This window comes from Pseudaquabacterium inlustre, assembly GCF_038066595.1.
Classification (GTDB): Bacteria; Pseudomonadota; Gammaproteobacteria; order Burkholderiales; family Burkholderiaceae_C; genus Pseudaquabacterium; species Pseudaquabacterium inlustre.
Genome location: NZ_JBBUTH010000002.1, coordinates 68,091 through 85,887, shown reverse-complemented (window position 1 = coordinate 85,887; position 17,797 = coordinate 68,091). Strand labels below are relative to the sequence as shown.

At 70.5% G+C, this 17,797-nt stretch carries 9 protein-coding genes; 5 read left to right on the top strand and 4 right to left on the bottom strand.

Features of this window, described 5'->3' with window-relative positions; all coding sequences use genetic code 11:
• Positions 1 to 457: 457 nt before the first annotated feature.
• Genes malF through AACH10_RS04995 form a run of 4 tightly spaced genes read left to right on the top strand, consistent with a single transcriptional unit; the run spans position 458 to position 7,437 of the window.
• On the top strand, positions 458 to 2,023 hold the full coding sequence (gene malF, locus AACH10_RS05010) for a maltose ABC transporter permease MalF (RefSeq protein WP_341409273.1): 1,566 nt from the start codon (positions 458 to 460) through the stop codon (positions 2,021 to 2,023).
• A 5-nt stretch (positions 2,024 to 2,028) separates the two neighbouring features.
• Positions 2,029 to 2,919 (top strand): maltose ABC transporter permease MalG, encoded by an 891-nt coding sequence (gene malG, locus AACH10_RS05005; protein WP_341409272.1) that lies wholly within the window; start codon positions 2,029 to 2,031, stop codon positions 2,917 to 2,919.
• Between the two features lie 7 nt (positions 2,920 to 2,926).
• Entirely contained in the window at positions 2,927 to 4,561 is a 1,635-nt protein-coding gene (locus tag AACH10_RS05000) for an alpha-amylase family glycosyl hydrolase (protein WP_341409271.1), read from the top strand.
• A complete protein-coding gene (locus AACH10_RS04995; RefSeq protein WP_341409270.1) occupies positions 4,558 to 7,437 on the top strand; it encodes a glycoside hydrolase family 13 protein in 2,880 nt (959 codons plus the stop codon). The genes AACH10_RS05000 and AACH10_RS04995 overlap by 4 nt, the downstream gene beginning before the upstream one ends.
• A gap of 294 nt (positions 7,438 to 7,731) precedes the next feature.
• Here AACH10_RS04995 and AACH10_RS04990 read toward each other — a convergent pair whose 3' ends face one another.
• From AACH10_RS04990 to AACH10_RS04980, 3 genes are all read right to left on the bottom strand, one after another.
• Positions 7,732 to 8,535, bottom strand: coding sequence for a DUF6675 family protein (locus AACH10_RS04990; protein ID WP_341409269.1), 804 nt, complete (start codon positions 8,533 to 8,535; stop codon positions 7,732 to 7,734).
• Positions 8,536 to 8,588: 53 nt separating this feature from the next.
• The gene (locus AACH10_RS04985; RefSeq protein ID WP_341409268.1) at positions 8,589 to 10,697 is read right to left on the bottom strand and encodes a S9 family peptidase; all 2,109 of its coding nucleotides are present in this window, start codon (positions 10,695 to 10,697) and stop codon (positions 8,589 to 8,591) included.
• Positions 10,698 to 10,883: 186 nt separating this feature from the next.
• On the bottom strand, positions 10,884 to 13,661 hold the full coding sequence (locus tag AACH10_RS04980) for a TonB-dependent receptor (RefSeq protein WP_341409267.1): 2,778 nt from the start codon (positions 13,659 to 13,661) through the stop codon (positions 10,884 to 10,886).
• Positions 13,662 to 13,962: 301 nt separating this feature from the next.
• On the opposite strand from AACH10_RS04980, the gene AACH10_RS04975 reads away from it, so the two are divergent.
• The gene (locus tag AACH10_RS04975) at positions 13,963 to 16,593 is read left to right on the top strand and encodes an alpha-amylase family glycosyl hydrolase (RefSeq protein ID WP_341409266.1); all 2,631 of its coding nucleotides are present in this window, start codon (positions 13,963 to 13,965) and stop codon (positions 16,591 to 16,593) included.
• A gap of 9 nt (positions 16,594 to 16,602) precedes the next feature.
• Here the strand turns inward: AACH10_RS04975 and glk are convergent, their stop codons facing one another.
• The gene (gene glk / locus AACH10_RS04970; RefSeq protein ID WP_341409265.1) at positions 16,603 to 17,688 is read right to left on the bottom strand and encodes a glucokinase; all 1,086 of its coding nucleotides are present in this window, start codon (positions 17,686 to 17,688) and stop codon (positions 16,603 to 16,605) included.
• Between the last annotated feature and the right edge of the window lie 109 nt (positions 17,689 to 17,797).

Here is a 17,797-nt window from a genome sequence, read left to right as displayed (position 1 = left end):
GCTTCCAAACTTTCCGTTTCGGCCGTGCTGCTCGTCCACCGGCTAGACGGGCGCCTCGCCCGCCCGGCGGGCTCGAACAGGCTGCCGGCAGGCGGCTTGGCTCGGGATGCATTGCCGCCGATGGCATGGCCGTCGCATGGTTGGGCTCTGGCAGCTTCGTGGCCTGCGGCGGTCTTGACGCAAGTCTTGACCGGGGGTGCACGGCCTGTGAGTTGTCCGTGGCGTGTCCGACTGGCTATGTTCGAGCCCGCCGGGCGGGCGAGGCGCCCGCCTCGATGCACCAAGCAGGCTGCTCGGTGGTGTCGGAAAGTTTGGAAGGCGCTTCTCTTTGCCTACTTTCTCTTTCGCCGGAAAGAGAAAGTAGGTCGCCCGCCGGGGCGAAATCCCGGCGCGCTGCAACGAGCCATGGGCAACGCCACGACAACAACAACAACAACAACGATAAGCAACAAGCAAAGTGAGCGCACAAACAACCTCCTCGCTGACACGACACGCCGTCGTCGCGGCAACAGCGCTCACCCTGCTGTGGGCCGTCTTCCGCACCTACGCCGCCAACCAGCCGATGTGGGCCGTGGGCCTGCTGGCCCTGGGCGCCGCCGCCCTCACCATCTACGCCAGCGCCGGCAAGAACGTCGCTTGGAAGTACCTGTTCCCCGGCGTGGCCGGCATGCTGCTGTTCGCCGCGTTTCCGCTGCTGTACACGGTGCAGATCGGCTTCACCAACTACTCGTCGGGCCACCTGCTCACCGAAGACCGGGCGCGGGCCTACCTGCTGGACCAGCGCGAGGTCGACGAGGCCGGCGCCTATGACTTCACGCTGCTGCGCGACGGCAAAGGCGGCCACCGGCTGACACTGACCCCGGCCGATGGCCGCGACGGCCCGGCGCTGAGCACCGCAGTGCTCGATCTGAACACGATCACCGCTGAGTCCGCCGCCGTCACCGCCACGCTTGCGGACACCAGCCCCGCCAGCGGCACGCCCGTGGACCTGCGCGAACGCATCGCCCTGCGCCCCGCGCTGCAAGCCCTGCGCATCCAGACGCCCGGCGGCGCGGTGCTGGGCTACGCCGGCCTGCGTGAATACGCCCCGGTGCGCCCGCTGTGGCAGGCCCAGCCCGATGGCAGCCTGAAGCACACGGCCGACGGCAGCGTGGCGCGGCCCAACCGCGACACCGGCTTCTTCGAGACCGCGCCGGGCCAGACGCTGACACCCGGCTTCAAGGTCAACATCGGCTTCGCGCACTACACGCGCATGCTCACCGATGCCGATTTCCGCGGCCCCTTCGTCGCCATCTTCGGCTGGACGGTCACGTTCTCGGCGCTCACGGTGCTGTTCTCAACCGCGCTGGGCCTGGGCCTGGCCGTGGCGCTGAACTGGGAGGGGCTGAAGCACCGCACCCTCTACCGCACGCTGCTGTTCCTGCCCTATGCGGTGCCGGGCTTCATCTCGATCCTGGTGTTCAAGGGCCTGTTCAACCAGAACTTCGGCGAGATCAACGCCATCCTCGATGGGCTGTTCGGCATCCGGCCGGCCTGGTTCGCCGATCCGCTGCTGGCCAAGGCCATGATCCTGATCGTCAACACCTGGCTGGGCTACCCGTACATCATGGTGCTGGCCACCGGGCTGATCAAGGCGATTCCGGCCGACCTGTACGAGGCCTCGGCCATCGCCGGTGCGGGGCCGTGGACCAACTTCCGCCGAATCACCGCGCCGCTGATCATCAAGCCGCTGATGCCGCTGCTGATCAGCGCCTTCGCGTTCAACTTCAACAACTTCGTGCTGATCAGCCTGCTCACCGACGGCCGGCCCGATTACCTGAACACCAAGCTGCCGGCCGGCACCACCGACATCCTGGTGTCCTACACCTACCGCATCGCGTTCACCGACGCCGGCCAGAACTTCGGCCTGGCCGCGGCGATCTCGACGTTGATCTTCGGTATGGTGGCGCTGATGGCGCTGCTGCAGCTGCGCTTCATGCGCGGCGCCGACGCCAACCACAACGCCAAGGCACCCAAGAGGTAAGCACCATGGCCATCGTCACGGGCAAGAGCCACCGCTGGCGCGTGCGCGCGCTGCATCTCGGGCTGTGGGTGCTGATCGCGCTCACGCTGTTTCCGCTGCTGGCCGTGGTGTCGATCAGCCTGCGGCCGGGCAACTTCGCCACCGGCGCGCTGATCCCCAGCACCATCAGCTGGGAGCACTGGCAGCTGGCGCTGGGCATGGCCGTCACGCGGCCCGATGGCACGGTGGTGCAGCCGCCCTTCCCGGTGCTGCTGTGGCTGTGGAACAGCATCAAGATCGCCACCCTCTCGGCGCTGCTGATCGTGGCCATCTCCACCACCGCGGCCTATGCCTTCGCGCGGCTGCGCTTCGCGCACAAGACGCTCATCCTCAACAGCATGCTGCTGCTGCAGATGTTTCCGGTGGCGGTGGCGCTGGTGGCCATCTACGCCATCTTCGAGGGCATCGGGCAAAGCGTGCCCTGGCTGGGCGTGGAGACGCATGCCGGCCTGATCGTGGCCTACTGCGGCGGCGTGGCCACGCACATCTGGACCATCAAGGGCTACTTCGAAACCATTCCGGTGGAGATTGAGGAGAACGCCAAGGTCGATGGCGCCACGCACTGGCAGGCCTTCCGCCGCGTGCTGCTGCCGATGGCCGTGCCCATCCTGATGGTGGTGTTCGTGCTGGCCTTCATCGGCACCATCATCGAGTACCCGGTGGCCAGCGTGCTGCTGCGCGAGGAACCCAACCTCACGCTGGCCGTGGGCAGCAAGTTCTACCTGTACGAGCAGAAGTACCTGTGGGGCGACTTCGCCGCCGCCGCGGTGCTGAGCGGCCTGCCGATCACGCTGGTGTTCCTGGCGGCGCAACGCTGGATCGTGTCGGGCCTGACGGCCGGCGGCGTGAAGGGATGAGACAACGATGAACACAGACGACCGCCGCCGCTTCGCCAACGCCCACGACCTGGCGCTGGCCGGCGTGTTCGAGGCCCGCGAGGCCGACTGGCGCAATGGCGCCGTGGTGTACCAGGTGCTGGTGGACCGCTTTGCGCCCAGCGCCAACCTGGAGGCCAAGCGCCACCTGTACCCGGCGCCCAAGCAACTGCGCGGCTGGGACGAACTGCCGCGCCAGGGCCAATACCTGGACAGTGAGCGGCTGTGGAGCCACGAGATCGACTTCTGGGGCGGCGACCTGGCCAGCCTGGCCACCCGGCTCGACCATGTGCAGCAGCTGGGCGCCGATGTGCTGTACCTCAACCCGATCTGCCTGGCCTACACCAACCACAAGTACGACGCGCTGGACTACCACCAGGTCTCGCCCGAGTACGGCACGCGCGAGGATGTGAAGGCGTTGGCCACTGCGCTGCACGCACGCGGCATGAAGCTGGTGCTGGACGGCGTGTTCAACCACATGGGGCGCAATGCGCCCGTCTTTCAGCAAGCGCAAGCCGAGTTCGAAGCGGAGCGCGCAGGGCGCCGGGCCGCCCCAAGCCCGGAGCGCACCCCCGCGGGGGGTGGCGGCGGAGCCGCCGGGGGCACCAGTTACCTGGACTGGTTCGTGTTTGGTGACGAGTTCCCTGGCGGCGCCCGCTGCTGGTGGCGCGCCGAGAACCTGCCCGAGCTGAACCTCGAAAACCCCGCGGTGCGCAACCACCTGTGGAACGACGAGGGCTCGGTGGTGCGCCGCTGGCTGCGCGATGGCGTGGACGGCTGGCGGCTGGATGTGGCCTTCGACATCGGCATGGCCTACCTGGATGAGCTGACCCGCGCGGCGCATGCCGAGAAGCCCGGCAGCCTGGTGGTGGGCGAGATCGCCAACTACCCGTCGGAGTGGTTCCCGGCGGTGGACGCGGTGATGCACTTCACCTTGCGCCACCTGATCCTGAAGCTGGCCGACGGCGCACTGCCTCCCAGCACCGTGATGGCCATGCTGCAGCGCATGCTGGCCGACAGCGACTACGAGCACCTGCTGAAAAGCTGGATCTACCTGGACAACCACGACACCGCGCGCCTGGCCCACATGCTGCCCGACCCGCGCGCCCGCCGCCTGGCCCAGGTGCTGCAGTTCACGCTGCCCGGCGCGCCCAACCTGTACTACGGCAGCGAGATCGACCTGCCCGGCGGCGGCGACCCCGAGATGCGCGCCCCGATGCGCTGGGACATCGTGGCGGCCGGCCATCCGGCACTCGACTGGACGAAGCGCCTGGTGGACATGAAGCACCGGCTGCGCGCGCTGCGCGTGGGCAACTTCCGCCCCATCGTCAGCCAGCAGTTGCTGGCCTTCGAGCGCCACACCGACCGCGCCGAGGACATGGTGCTGGTGCTGGCCAACCCCAGCGGCCAGGACGTGACCGAAACCGTGCTGGTGCCCGACGCCAAGCTGATGGACAGCACCCGCTTCATCGACCAGACCGGCCAGCACGACGAGCGCACGCAGGGCGAGATCCGCGCCTGGGCCGCGCTGCTGAAGGTGACGGTGCCGGCGCGCACGGCCCTGGTGCTGACGCCCGACACCCGCCCGCCGGGCGGCTACAGCAACTACAAGCGCGTGCAATGAACGGCCGCGCACGACGCTCGGCCATCGCGCTGGCCGTGTGGGCGGGTGTGCACGCCGCCGCCCAGGCCCAGGCCCAGGCCCAGGCCCAGGCCCAGGCCGCCTGGACGCCCCCCGCCACACCCGCCCGCCCCGGCCTGTGCGCCCCCGATCCGCTGGCCGGCCGCGCGCTGTACCTGCGCGGCAGCTTCAACGGCTGGGCGGCCGACGAGGCGCAGCGCTTCGTGTGGACCTGCGACCGCTGGCAGCTGATCACCACGATCGACGGCGAGCACCGCTTCAAGCTGGGTGACGAGGCGTGGAGCCCCGCCAATCTGCATGGTGGCCTGGGCGATCTGGGCCTGCCCGCCGGCACGTCCCAGCTGCCAAAAGACGCGTCCAAGGCCAGCCGCCCCACGCCCGGCAGCAACGCCCGCATCGAGGCCGAGCCGGCGCTGGCGCCCAAGGGCGGCGAGATGGCGCTGGCCTTCCACGGCACGCACCGGCTCACGCTGTGGCCGGCGCCCGCGGCCGGCGGTGCGCCGCACCTGCGCATCGAGCACTGCCCGGTGGCCGCGCCGCTGGGCCGCAACACGCTGTACCTGCGCGGCACGCTGAATGCCTGGGCCGTGAAGCCCGAGCACGCGCTGACCTATGCCTGTGACGCCTACTGGCTGAACCTGCGCGCCAGCGGCCGCCAGATGTTCAAGGTGGCTGACGCCGACTGGTCGCCCGCCACCATCACGCCGGCCAATGGCGGCATGCACATCGAGGTGTTCGAGGGCGAGCACACGCTGCGCGTGGCCTTCGATCCACAGGGCAGGCCCGAACTCACGACGGGGCCGCTGGCCTGGCCCGACAAGCGCCCGCAGCCGCTGGCCGACCCTGTCGCCGCCGGCCTGCGCTACGACTCGCGCGACACCGCGCACAAGCAGCCCTTCGGCGCCGTGCCGGCCGGCAGCACGGTGCGCTTTGCCGTCACCGCGCCGCCGGGCGTGAGCGCCGTCACCCTGGTGGTGGAGCAGCGCACGCTGGAAAGCGACCAGACCGTGCTGCGCTACAGCCCGCAGGCCCGCGTGGCCATGCAGCGCAGCGCGGCCGACGGCGGCCGCGAGCGCTTCAGCGCCGAGCACCGCTTTGACACCGTGGCCGTGCACGGCTACTGGTTCGAGGCCGAGGTGAACGGCCAGCGCTACGTGCTGCACAACAACGCCGATGCCGTGGCCTGGACGCGCGAGAAAGGCAGCGGCGGCCCCGGCAGCGTGGCGCTGATGCCGGCAGCCGGCGCTGCCTCGCCCACCGCCATCCGCCGCTACCGGCTCAGCGTGTACCGGCCCGATTTCAGCGTGCCGGCCTGGGCGCAGCAGGCGGTGTACTACTACGTGTTCCCCGAGAGATTCCGCAACGGCGACAAGAGCAACGATCCGAGGCCCGGTGTCCCGGGCGCGCGCCGCTACCAGAGCCACGAGGTCGAGGCGCACCCGCGCTGGATCGACCTGCCCTACAAGCCCGGCACCGGCGATGGCTCGGACGCGGCCCACAACAACGACTTCTTCGGCGGTGACATCGCCGGCCTTACGAGCAAGCTGCCGCACCTGCAGCGCCTGGGTATCACCGCGATCTACAGCACGCCGCTGTTCCTGGCCGCCAGCAACCACAAGTACGACACGGCCGACTACCAGCGCATCGACCCCGCTTTCGGCAGCAACGCCGACTTCGAGCGGCTCACCGCCGAGGCGGCCCAGCTCGGCATCCGCTTCATCCCCGATGCCTCGCTGAACCACACCGGCAGCGACTCGGTCTACTTCGACCGCTATGGCAACTTTGGTGGGAAGACGGGCGCCTTTGCCAACGGCAAACCCAACCCCGCATCGCCGTACGCCAACTGGTACCGCTTCGACCTGACGCAGACCGTCCCCGACAAGCAGTACGCCGGCTGGGCGGGCGTGGCCGACTTGCCCGAGCTGGACAAGACCGCGCCGGCCTGGCGTGAGTTTGCCTACCGCGCACCCGATTCGGTGACGCGCCAATGGCTGCAGCGCGGCGCCGGCGGCTGGCGCATGGACGTGGCGCCCTGGGTGCCCGACGACTTCTGGCGCGAGTGGCGCACGGTGGTCAAGGCCACGAAGCCCGATGCCGTGACCATTGCCGAGACCTGGTTCGATCCGGCCAAGCACCTGCTGGGCGACATGTTCGACTCCACGATGAATTACATCTTCCGCAACGCCGTGCTCGACTGGGCGGCGGGCGGCAGTGCGCAGGTGATGGCCGCGCAGCTGGAGCACCTGCGCGAGCAGGTGCCGCCGCCGGCCTTCCATGCGCTGATGAACCTGCTGAGCAGCCACGACGTGGCGCGCGCCACCTGGGTGCTCGGCGACAAGGGCGCCGACACGCCCGCCGCCACGCGCGCGCTGGCCCGCCAGCGCTATCGGCTGGCGGTGCTGCTGCAGATGAGCTACCCCGGCGCACCGGCCGTGTACTACGGCGACGAGGTGGGCCTGGGCGGCGGCGACGACCCGTACAACCGCGCGCCCTATCCCTGGGCCGACGAAGGCGGCCAGCCCGACACCGCGCTGGAAGACGAGTTCCGCCGCCTGATCGCGCTGCGCCGCGCGAACCCGGTGTTGTCCACCGGCACGCTGCTGGCGCCGCTGCATGTGGACGCGCATGCGATGGTGCTGGCGCGGCGGCTGGGCGAAGGGGGGGCGGCCACGTGGGCAGTGACGGGTTACAGCAATGCCGATGCGGCGTTGAGCATTCGGGTGGCATTGCCGGCTGGTGTGCCGGCCGGTGTGCGCTTCACCGATTTGCTGATCGGCTCTGAGGTCACGCCCGTGGACGGTGTTCTGACGCTGACCCTGCCCCCGCGGCATGGTGCGCTGTTGGTTCAGAAGCGCTGACCGCAGCGCGAAGTGGGCTGCCAGAGCCCAACCATGCGACGGCCATACCATCGGCGGCCATGCAGCCCGAGCCAAGCCCTAAGCCGGCAGCCTGTTCGAGCCCACCGGGCGGGCGAGGCGCCCGCCTCGGTGGTGGACGAGCAGCAGGGCCTCACCGGAAAGTTCAGAAAGCGCTTCTTTGGGTCCTTTCTTGTCGCGACAAGAAAGGACCTCGCCGGCCGGGCGAGACCGGCGGGCTATCACGAAAAATGGGCGACAACCCGCAAGCAGCACGAACCAACAAGAGACACCGAGTCACCGATAGGACTCCACCTCCGTCACCCGCCCCGACAGCAAGTCGAACATCGCCGCCGCCCGCGCCAGGTTGGATTGCCGGTGCTTGTCCGCCGCCCCCATGCGCAGCTTGCGCACACCCAGCAGGCTGCGGTAGCCGAAGCGGTTGCCGCCCAGGTGGTCGATGCGCACGCCCCACTGGATCTCGTGCGCAGCCAGCACGGTGAAGCCCATGAACTTGATGTCGCCCAGGCTCTCCACGCGCAGCGCAAAGCCGGTGGCGTCCTGCTGCGTCAGCCGCATCACGAAGGGCACCAGGGCCGACGAGCGGTTGTCGCTGTGGGCGAAGAACACGTCCTGCCCGCGCTTGAGTTCGGCCACGCTGAAATCGGCGCGCGGCTTCATCGACTCGGCCGACTCGATGGCATAGGCCTCGCGGATCAGCGGCTGGCGCTGCTTGTCGGTGAAGCTCCAGTACGGCATGCCCTTCAGCGTGGACACCGCGCCCACCCGCGCCAGCTGGTCGTCCAGCGTGCCCGGCGCCACATAGCTGGCGGTCAGGCGGATCACCAGCACGGCGTCCTGCTGGCGCAGCGGCGAGCAGTCGGGCAGCGGGCCGTCCTGGCGCAGGCCGTCCACCCAGCACTGGATCAGCGGCGGCTTGTCCACCGGCGGATAGGCCGGCGGCGCGGCCTTGCCGCACTGCGGCACCGGGTCGGCGCCCCAGGCGCGCAGCGGCAGCGGGGCCGCCGCGGCGCACAGGCCGCCCAACGCCCCCAGGCTGTTCAGCAGGGCTTGGCGGCGGCGCACGTCGATCCGGGGCATCCGGCCATCGTAGCCCAGCATGACAGGCCGATGACCGGGGAATGGCCGGCTTGTCATTCGCGCCGTGGTGCGGCTGGCGTGTCGGACGCCGCGCCAGCGCCCAGGTGCTGGCCCAGGAAGCGCTCCACCCGGCCCCAGAAGTCGATGTTCGTCTCCAGCGCCAGCCAGCCGTGGCCCTCGTTGGGGTACGTGATCCATTCCAGCGGGTGCTGGCGCGCGCGCAGCGCGTCGCGCAGCTTCTCGCCGTGCACCAGCGGCACGCGCTGGTCCTTCTCGCCGTAGGCCATCAGCACCGGGGCCTGGATGCGCGCGGCCTGCTTCAGCGGCGAGTTGGCGGCCAGCATCGCGGCGTCGGCCTTGGGGTCGCCGATCAGCTGCGGATAGCCGTAGGCCTTGGCCGCATCGGTGATGTCGCTCCAGGTGGCCTCGTACATCAGCATCGGGTCGGTCACGCCCACCCATTGCACGGCGCAGCGGTACAGCCCGGGGTCTTTCACCAGGCCCATCAGCGCCGCATAACCGCCGTAGCTGGCGCCGATGAGGCACACGCGCTTCGGGTCGGCGATGCCCTGGGCCACGGCCCAGCGCACGCCATCGGCCAGATCGTCCTGCATGGCCTGGCCCCACTGCTTCCAGCCGGCCTCGAAGTGATGCGAGCCGAAGCCGGTGGAGCCACGGAACTCGGGCTGCAGCACGGCATAGCCGCGCGTGGCCAGGAACTGCACCTCGGCATCCCAGCGCCAGTGCTGGCCGCGCACCCAGGGCCCGCCATGCACCCACAGCAGCAGCGGCAGCGGCTGGCGCGGCTTGATGGGGTTGCCGGCGCCGCCCGCGTGGCCGGCAGTGCCGGGCGGCAGGCTCAGCCAGGCCGGGATCTTCAACCCGTCGCGTGCGGCGTAGTGCACCAGATCCATCGTGGCCATGGGCACGCCGCGCAGCGCCGGCCGGGCCTCGCCCAACGTCAACATCTTGCGCGTCTGGCGGTTGTACAGGCGGCTGATGCCGGGCTGGGTGTCGCTGTGGCTGTCCACCAGCACCCAGGGCGAGTCGCCATGGCGCGCCACGCTCAGGCGGTTGGTGGTGGCGGGCAGGGCCGCGTCGATGCCGTCCTGCAGCGCCTGCAGGTCTTTGTCGAGCCAGTGCGTCACGCGGGTGTCGGTCACCAGGCGCAGGCCCAGCAGGCGGCCGTCGCCCTGCACCGGCTGCGGGTCCAGGTCATAGTCCTTCGACACCGCCAGCGCACGCGTGCCCGGCTTGCCGGCGGCAAAGTCCCAGGCATACACGCCCAGCGTGTTGCCCGCGCCGTGGGTGTGCACCCACAGCGTGCCATCGGGATCCACGCGCCAGGGCGTGAAGGCGCTGGTCAGCGCATCGCCCTCGGCCAGCTGGCGCCAGCGGCCGCCGGGCTCGCGCCAGTGCAGGGCCTTGCGGTTCTCATGCTCGGTGAGCACGGCGCGCAACTCATCCTGGTCGTCCAGCGCCCAGGCCACGGCATGCACCGGCGCGTCGATGTCGCCATCGGCGCCGCTCACGGTGTCGAGCCGGCGCAGGCGCTCGTAGTCCACGCCCACGCGCTGGCTGTAGTGCTCCACCGTGACCACGTGCACCTGCGTGCTGTCGCGGCGCCGCGCGGTGCTGTGCAACGAGGTCCACTGCGGCAGCAGTTCGCGCGCCAGGCCGTTCTTGACGAAGGCGCCGCGCGTCTCCACCAGCTGGCGGAAGCGCTGGCCGTCGGCATCCACCGCGAACAGGCCGGGGTTGATGTGGCGCTCGTTGCCGGGCAGCCGCCAGGCCGCGGCCGAGAACACCAGGCGCTTGTCGTTCACCCAGTGCACCTGACCGATGCCCACCTCGGAGAACGAGGCCACCGGGGTGGGCGTGAGCGTGGCCAACTCGATGACCACCAGGCTGTTGAACTGACGGTCCTTGGCGCGCACCTTCACGGCCACGCGGCGGCCGTCGGGCGACAGCAGTGCATCGCTGAAGACCTCGGGCTCGAACAGCGCGCGGGCCGACGGCGGCGTCCCCGTTGCAGCTGCCTCGGCCGCGCGGGCCGTCGACACGCCGGGCAGCGCACCCGACCACACCATCCACGCCCCCAGCAGGGCGCAGGCCAGGGCCCATGACCAGGCCCGCCAGGAGAGTCCACGGTGCGGTGACATCGACGGGACCTGCGCGCTGCGCACAGGAGGAGGTCGTCGGAGCATGCGGATTCACTTCCTGGGCTCGGCGGCCAAAGACAACAAAGGCCGGCCGGGCCGCCACAGCGGCCCGGCCGGCCCCTCCAGCCTATCGGCTTGCAAGCGCTTTCGGCATCCGCATCGCCCCCAGGCGATGCGGGCCGGCACTCAGAACCGGTAGTTCGCGCCCAGCAGCACCGAACGACCCCACTTGATGTACTCCAGCGGACGGTCACGCGTGCCGGAGTAGGTCTGGTAGGCCTCGTCGGTGAGGTTGTTCACCTGCGCCGTCAGCGAGAGCCCCTTGAAGCGGCCCTCGGCGAAGCTGTAGCCCACCTGCAGGTCGGTGATGTTCTCGCCCACCACATAGCGCAGCTTGCGGTTCGCCGCGAAGTCGCCGATCTCGCCGATGAAGTCCGAGCGGCGGCGCTGGCTGACGCGAACCTCGAAGCCATTGGCCTCGTAGTAGGCAGTCAGGTTGCTGACGCGCTTGGACAGGCCAGGCAGCCCGATGCTGGCCTTGCCCAGGCTGCCGCGGTTGTCGCCGTCCTGGCTGAGGTCGATGCTGATGTTGCTGTGGTTGAAAGTCATGCTGGCCACCACGCCGAAGCCCTTGAGCGCCGGCGTCAGCTTGTCCAGCGGCAGCGATGCCGACATCTCCACGCCCGACAACTTGCCACCGCTGCCGTTGAACGGCGCGGTGTAGTTGCCGGTCGCCAGGATGGGCGGGCAGGGCTGGTTGGTCACGCCGCCCACGGTGCAGCTGTTGGCCGGCACCAGGCCGGCGATGAAGCCCGAGTAGTCGTAGTTCGAGATCGTCTGCTTGTAGATGTAGCTGCGCAGGTCCTTGTAGAAGCCCGCCACCGCCACATAGGCCTTGTTGCCGAAGTATTTCTCGTACGACAGGTCCAGCGCATTGGCGCGCCAGGGGTCGAGCTTGGCATTGCCGCCACTGCCGCCGGGCTTGCCGGTGGCGTTGTCGATGCCGAAGTCCAGCGAGCTGCGCAGTTCATCGACGCGCGGGCGGGCCACCTGCTTGGCCAGGCCCAGGCGCAGGGTCTGCTCCTGGCCCAGGTCGAAGGCGAGGTTCAGGCTGGGCAGCACGTCGGTGTAGGTCTTGCCGTCGGCCACGGGCGCGGCCACGTTGTTGACCAGGCGCATGCCGGTGGAGCTCTGGTCGGCCCGCTGCAGCTGCACACCCACGTTGCCGCGCACCGGGAATCCGGCCCACTCGCTGTCGATGTTGCCCTTCAGGAAGGCGGTGGTGATCTTCTCGCTCACCGACCAGGCCTTGGCGATCAGGTACGGGAAGGCCGTAGAGCTGGGCGAGAAGGTCATGTAGCGCGACACAGCGCCAGGCACGTTCCAGCTGGGCACCGAGCCGAGGCCGGCAAAACCCAGGTTGACCAGGCCGTACTGCAGGTCGGAGCCGATGACGGTGTCACCCTGCGCACCGACATTGATGTTGGCTTCGGGCTGGGTCTTGTTCTTCTGCCGGTCGGCGTAGTTCAGCCCCACCTCGATGTCGCTGATCAGCGGCAAGCCCTTGGGCGCAGGCATCGCACCGCTGAGCTTGAAGCTCTTGAGCTCGTCATCCACATGCGGCACCTTGCCGTAGCCCGAGCCGTAGATGGTGCCGCGCAGGAACAGCGTGGCCGGGTTCGAGTAGTCGCGCGTCAGCGCAAAGGTGGAGAAGTCGTTCGAGCGGAAGCGCACCGTGGTGGTGTCATACGGCACCGGCGTGCCCACCAGCTGGGTGTTGTTCTCCAGGTTCAGCTCGTCGCGCTTGGCCTTGGACCAGCTCAGGTCCAGCGTCAGCGTGGCATCGCCGGCCTTGAAGCGGTTGTTCCAGCCCAGCGCGTCGATGGTGTCGTCGCGCTTGTTGTACATGCCGCGCACCAGCGGGTAGGCGCTGGTCATCGTGCCGCCCGCGAGGGTGCCGTTGACCACGCTGACATTGCTCCAGTTGCAGGCCGGGTTGCAGGGGTAGGCGCCGTTGTAGTTGAAGTTCATCTCCAGCTGGTTGGCGGTGTCCTCCTGCTTGGCCTTCGAATGGAACAGGTCGACGACGCTGGTCCAGGCCGCGCTGGGCTTGACCTCGACGGTGGCCATCAAGCCGTCGCGCGTGGTCTTGCCGGTGCGGCGCAGCGCCTTGATGCCACCCGAGCTGGTGGTGGCCGCCGGCAAGCCCGGCGTGACGTTGCTGTCCTTCACCTCCCAGGGCTCGTACAGGCCGACCTGGTTCTCCTGGATCGGTGTTTCCTGGTGCGCGAAGCCGATGGCCACGCCCACCGTCCGGTTGGCGAACTGGTCGATGTAGCTGAAGTTGAAGCGGTTGCCGCTGCCCTTGGCATTGGCCGCCGAGCCCAGCGAGTTGTCCGAGTAGCGGCCACCCACCGCGACGGCGCGGCTGGCGAAGTTCAGCGGGCGCACGGTCTGCATGTCCAACGTGCCCGACAGGCCCTGGCCGATCAGGCTGGCGGTGGGTGTCTTGTGCACCAGCACCGCGGCCAGCAGTTCCGAAGGGTACTGGTCGAACTCGACGCTGCGGTTGTCACCGGTGCTGACCATCTCGCGGCCGTTGAGCGTGGTGGTCGCGAAGTCGGGCGACATGCCGCGCAGGCTGATCACCTGCGCCCGGCCGGCCACGCGCTGCGCCGCCAGGCCCGGCAGGCGGGCGATCGACTCGGCAATGCTGTTGTCCGGCAGCTTGCCGATGTCCTCGGCGCTGACCGCCTCGACGATGCTCTCGGCGTTTTTCTTGACCGAGATGGCGCTCTCGATGCCGCGGCGGATGCCGGTCACCGTCACTTCCTGGCTGGCCTGCTGGGCCATGGCCAGTTCGCTGGCGCCCAGCAGCAGCAAGGCGCAACTCGCGGCCACCGGCCGCGCTTGGAAAACCGGGGCGCGGCGGCCGTGCCGTGCGCGCTGGATCGATGTCGTCATGTTGATCTCCTCGTGCCCTTGAACCCCCCTGCCCACCGGAACCCGGCATCACCGCACCGCCCGTCCCCGGCAGGGATTGCAAAATCTGCAACGGCACGAGTTTGTACTAAAACTAGATTGACTGCCAAGCCGTACGGTGACGCTCAAACGGACCCGACAGCCCAGAATCGGCCCCAAAACCTAGCGTTTTCCCTCGGAGATTAGGGAAAGTACGGGGGTATTGTTGCCGTTGGGCAACAGCCAACGGCGCGTGGGTTTGTAGGCTTACTACATGCTCTGTCATCCATTCTTGACGGTTCCAATGCGCTGGGCACTGGCCTGGGCGCTGGCCATCCCGCCCGCCACGGCCGCCGACACGCCACTGCGCCTGCACGTGCCCTCGCCCGACTGGCGCGACCAGGTGATGTACTTCGTGCTCACCGACCGCTTCGACGACGGCGACGTCCGCAACAACGACCAGGGCGCCGGCGAGTACCGGCCCGGCAGCGCGGCGCACTACCAGGGCGGTGACTTCGCCGGGCTGCAGCGCCGGCTCGACTACATCCGCGGCCTGGGCGCCACGGCGCTGTGGATCACGCCGCCGGTGGCCAACCTGTGGTGGGACCCGCAGGCCGGCAGCAGCGGCTACCACGGCTACTGGGCGCGCCACTTCGCCGAGGTGGATGCACACCTGGGCACGCTGGCCGATTACCAGCGCCTGTCGGACGCACTGCACCGCCGCGGCATGTACCTGGTGCAGGACATCGTGGTCAACCACACCGGCAACTTCTTCGGCTACCCCGGCGGCTGGAACGCGCGCCAGCCGGCATGGGGCTGGCAGGCCAACACAGGCGCGCTGCCCACAGCCCGGCCCACGCAGGCGCCGTTCGACCGCAACGACCCACGTGACGCCACGCAGCGGCGCGACGGCATTTACCACTGGACCCCCGATGTGCGCGACTACACGCGCCGCAGCCAGGTGCTGGACTGGCAGATGTCAGGCCTGGACGACCTGAACACCGGCAACGCCGCCGTGCGCCGCGCCCTGCGCGCCAGCTACGGCCACTGGATCCGCGAGGCCGGCGTCGACGCCTACCGCGTGGACACCGCGTTCTACGTGCCGCCCGCGTTCTTCGACGACTTCCTGCACGCCGCCGATCCGGCCGCGCCAGGCATCGACCGCGTGGCCCGCCAAACCGGCCGCCAGAGCTTCTTCAGCTTCGGCGAGGGCTTCGCGATCGACCCGCCCGGCCGCAGCGCCGGCACGCGGCTGATCGAGCGCTACGCCACCCGGCCCGACGGCGCGCCGCGCCTGCCGGGCATGCTGAACTTTCCGCTCTACGGCAGCCTGGGCGCGGTGTTCGCGCGCGGCGCCCCCACGGCCGAGCTGGCGCAGCGCATCCAGGCCATGATGCGCCTGCACCGCCAGCCGCACCTGCTGCCCAGCTTCGTCGACAACCACGATGTCGACCGCTTCCTGGCCGGTGGCAGCGAGGCCGGGCTGAAGCAGGCGCTGCTGGCGCTGATGACGCTGCCGGGCATCCCGGTCCTGTACTACGGCACCGAGCAGGGCTTCACCGAGCCGCGCGCGTCGATGTTCGCGGCCGGCGAGGGCTCGGGCGGGCGCGACCGCTTCGATACCGACGCGCCGCTGTACCGCTGGCTGCAGCGCGCCACGGCGCTGCGCCATGCCCAGCCGGCCCTGCGCCGCGGCCAGCCGGTGCTGCTGCGCAGCAGCGAGGCCGGCCCCGGTGTGCTGGCCTGGCGCATGGACCACGGCACGCAACGCCTGCTGGTTGCCTTCAACACCGCGGCCCAGCCGGCGCTGATGGACGGCCTGCCGGTGGGCGCCCTGCCCGGCGCCACGCTGGCCGGCCTGTTCGCCATCGATGGCGACACGGCACCGCTGCGGGCCGACGCCCACGGCCGCGTGAACGCCGTGCTGCCACCCCTGAGCGGCCAGGTGTGGGCCCTGCCCGCCGGGCCGGCCGCCGCGCCCGCCAACGCAAAGGCCCCGGCATCCACCCCGGCGCCCGTGCTGGACGCGCCGGTGCTCGACGCCGTGAACGACCGCCTGCTGGCCCGCGGCCGCGCCCGGCCCGGTCAGGCCCTGCAGCTGGTGCTCGACGACGATCTGGCGCAGGCCGTGCCGGTCACCGCCGGCCCCGACGGCCGCTGGCAGGCCACGCTGGACACCGGGGCGATGATCGATCCGCGGGCCCGCCACCGCCTGGTGGCCTGGGATGCCGCGTCGGGCCAGGCCTCCGCCCCGCGCCTGCTGCGCGTGCCGCGGCCCTGGACGCTGCTGGCCGAGCACGCCGACCCCGCCGGCGACGACCACGGCCGCGACGGCGCCACGCGCTACCCCACCGACCCCGGCTGGGGCGCGCACCGGCAGATGGACCTGCGCGGTCTGCGCGTGTGGCGCGCCGGGGGCGCGCTGAAGATCGAGCTGGCCCTGCACCGCCTGACACGCAGCTGGAACCCCGCGAACGGCTTCGACCATGTGGCCTTCACGCTGTTCCTGGGCCGCGCCGGCGCGACCGACGGGCGCACCGAGATGCCGCTGCAGGACGGCACCCTGCCCGGCGGCATGCGCTGGCAGCTGCGCCTGCGCGCGCATGGCTGGTCGAACGCGCTGTTCAGCGCCGACGGCGCCTCGGCCACGCAGGAGGGCAAACCGGTCACGCCCGGCGCGCTGCTGGACACCGATGCGCGGCGGCACACGGTCACCTTCACACTGCCCGCGTCGGCGCTGCGGACCCTGCGCGGCCACGCCCCGACCAGCGACGCGACGGCCACCGACCCCTTGTCGGGCCTGCAGCTGTACGTCAACACCTGGGACTGGGACGGCGGCTACCGCGAGCGCACGCCCGAGCCCGGCAGCCACACGCCGGGCGGCGCCCCCGGACCGAAGCTGATGGACGAGATCGGGCCGGTGACGCTGCGCTGACGCGCAGCCTCAGCCCAGCGCCACCTGCTGCTCGATGGCCAGCGCGCCGCCGCTCAAGGCGGCCAGCGTGTCGGTGATCAGCGCGGTGGGAATGCCGGCCAGGTAGCCCTGGAAGCGGCCCTTGGCCTCGAAGCGCGGGCGGAAGGCCGACGCGAAGAAGCGGTCGGCAAAGCGCGGCACGATGCCGCCACCGATGTAAACACCGCCGCGCGCGCCCAGCGTCAGCGCCACGTTGCCGGCAAAGCTGCCCAGCAGCGCGCAGAACAGGTCCAGCGTGCCATCGGCCAGCGCATCCTGGCCGCCCAGCGCGGCGTTGACGATGGCCTCGGCCGTCCACGGCGTGGCCGGCGCCTGGCCGCGCACCTCGCCCAGCGCCTGGTGCAGCAGCGGCAGGCCAATGCCCGACAGCAGGCGCTCGGCCGACACATGCGGGTAGCGCCGGCGCACCGCCGCGATCACCGCGGCCTCCAGGTCGTCGCCGGCGGCCAGCGTGGCATGGCCGCCTTCGCCGGGCAGGGCCACCCAGCCCTGGCGCGTGTGCACCACGGCCCCCACGCCGAGGCCGGTGCCCGGCCCCACCACGGCCAGCAGGCCGGGCGCCGCGCCGGCGGCATGCGGCAGGCGGCCATCGGGGCAGCGCAGCTGGTCGGCGCCCAGGCACGGCAGCGACAAGGCCAGCGCCTCGAAGTCGTTGAGCATCAGCAACTGCTCGAGGCCCAGCGCGCGGCGCACCGCCTCGCGCGAGAAGTCCCAGTGGCTGTTGGTGAAGGCCACCCGGTCGCCGGCCACCGCGGTGGCCACGGCAAAGGCGGCGTGGCGCGGCGCACGCCAGGCGGCGCCCTGCGCGGCGGCCAGGTCGGCCAGGTACTGCTGCGCGGCTTCGGCCGGTCCGGCATGGGCCGGCACCGGCAGCGTGCGCACGTCGCTCACCGGGGCCCCGGGCGACGCGATCCAGCCGAAGCGCGCGTTGGTGCCGCCGATGTCGGCCACCAGCCGCGGATGACTGGCCGACGCGGCCCGGCCGTCACCACAGGAGGTGGCCGCCACGGCCGGGGGATGGGCAGGAGAGGTCTCGGTCGTCGTCGTCAAGGCCACGGTGCGGGGCTCGGGTTGTCGAAGGCGGGACCCGGATCCGGACTGGGCCGCCACTGCGCCCACCCGGTCCAGGCCACCCAACCCGGAGCAAACGCCAGGCCAGGCCGCA

Coding starts and splice junctions, on each gene's coding strand:
- AACH10_RS04990 (WP_341409269.1), bottom strand. CDS start 8,535: ATGCCCCGGATCGACGTGCGCCGCCGCCAAGCCCTGCTGAACAGCCTG.
- AACH10_RS04995 (WP_341409270.1), top strand. CDS start 4,558: ATGAACGGCCGCGCACGACGCTCGGCCATCGCGCTGGCCGTGTGGGCG.
- AACH10_RS04980 (WP_341409267.1), bottom strand. CDS start 13,661: ATGACGACATCGATCCAGCGCGCACGGCACGGCCGCCGCGCCCCGGTT.
- AACH10_RS05000 (WP_341409271.1), top strand. CDS start 2,927: ATGAACACAGACGACCGCCGCCGCTTCGCCAACGCCCACGACCTGGCG.
- malG (WP_341409272.1), top strand. CDS start 2,029: ATGGCCATCGTCACGGGCAAGAGCCACCGCTGGCGCGTGCGCGCGCTG.
- AACH10_RS04985 (WP_341409268.1), bottom strand. CDS start 10,697: ATGTCACCGCACCGTGGACTCTCCTGGCGGGCCTGGTCATGGGCCCTG.
- AACH10_RS04975 (WP_341409266.1), top strand. CDS start 13,963: ATGCGCTGGGCACTGGCCTGGGCGCTGGCCATCCCGCCCGCCACGGCC.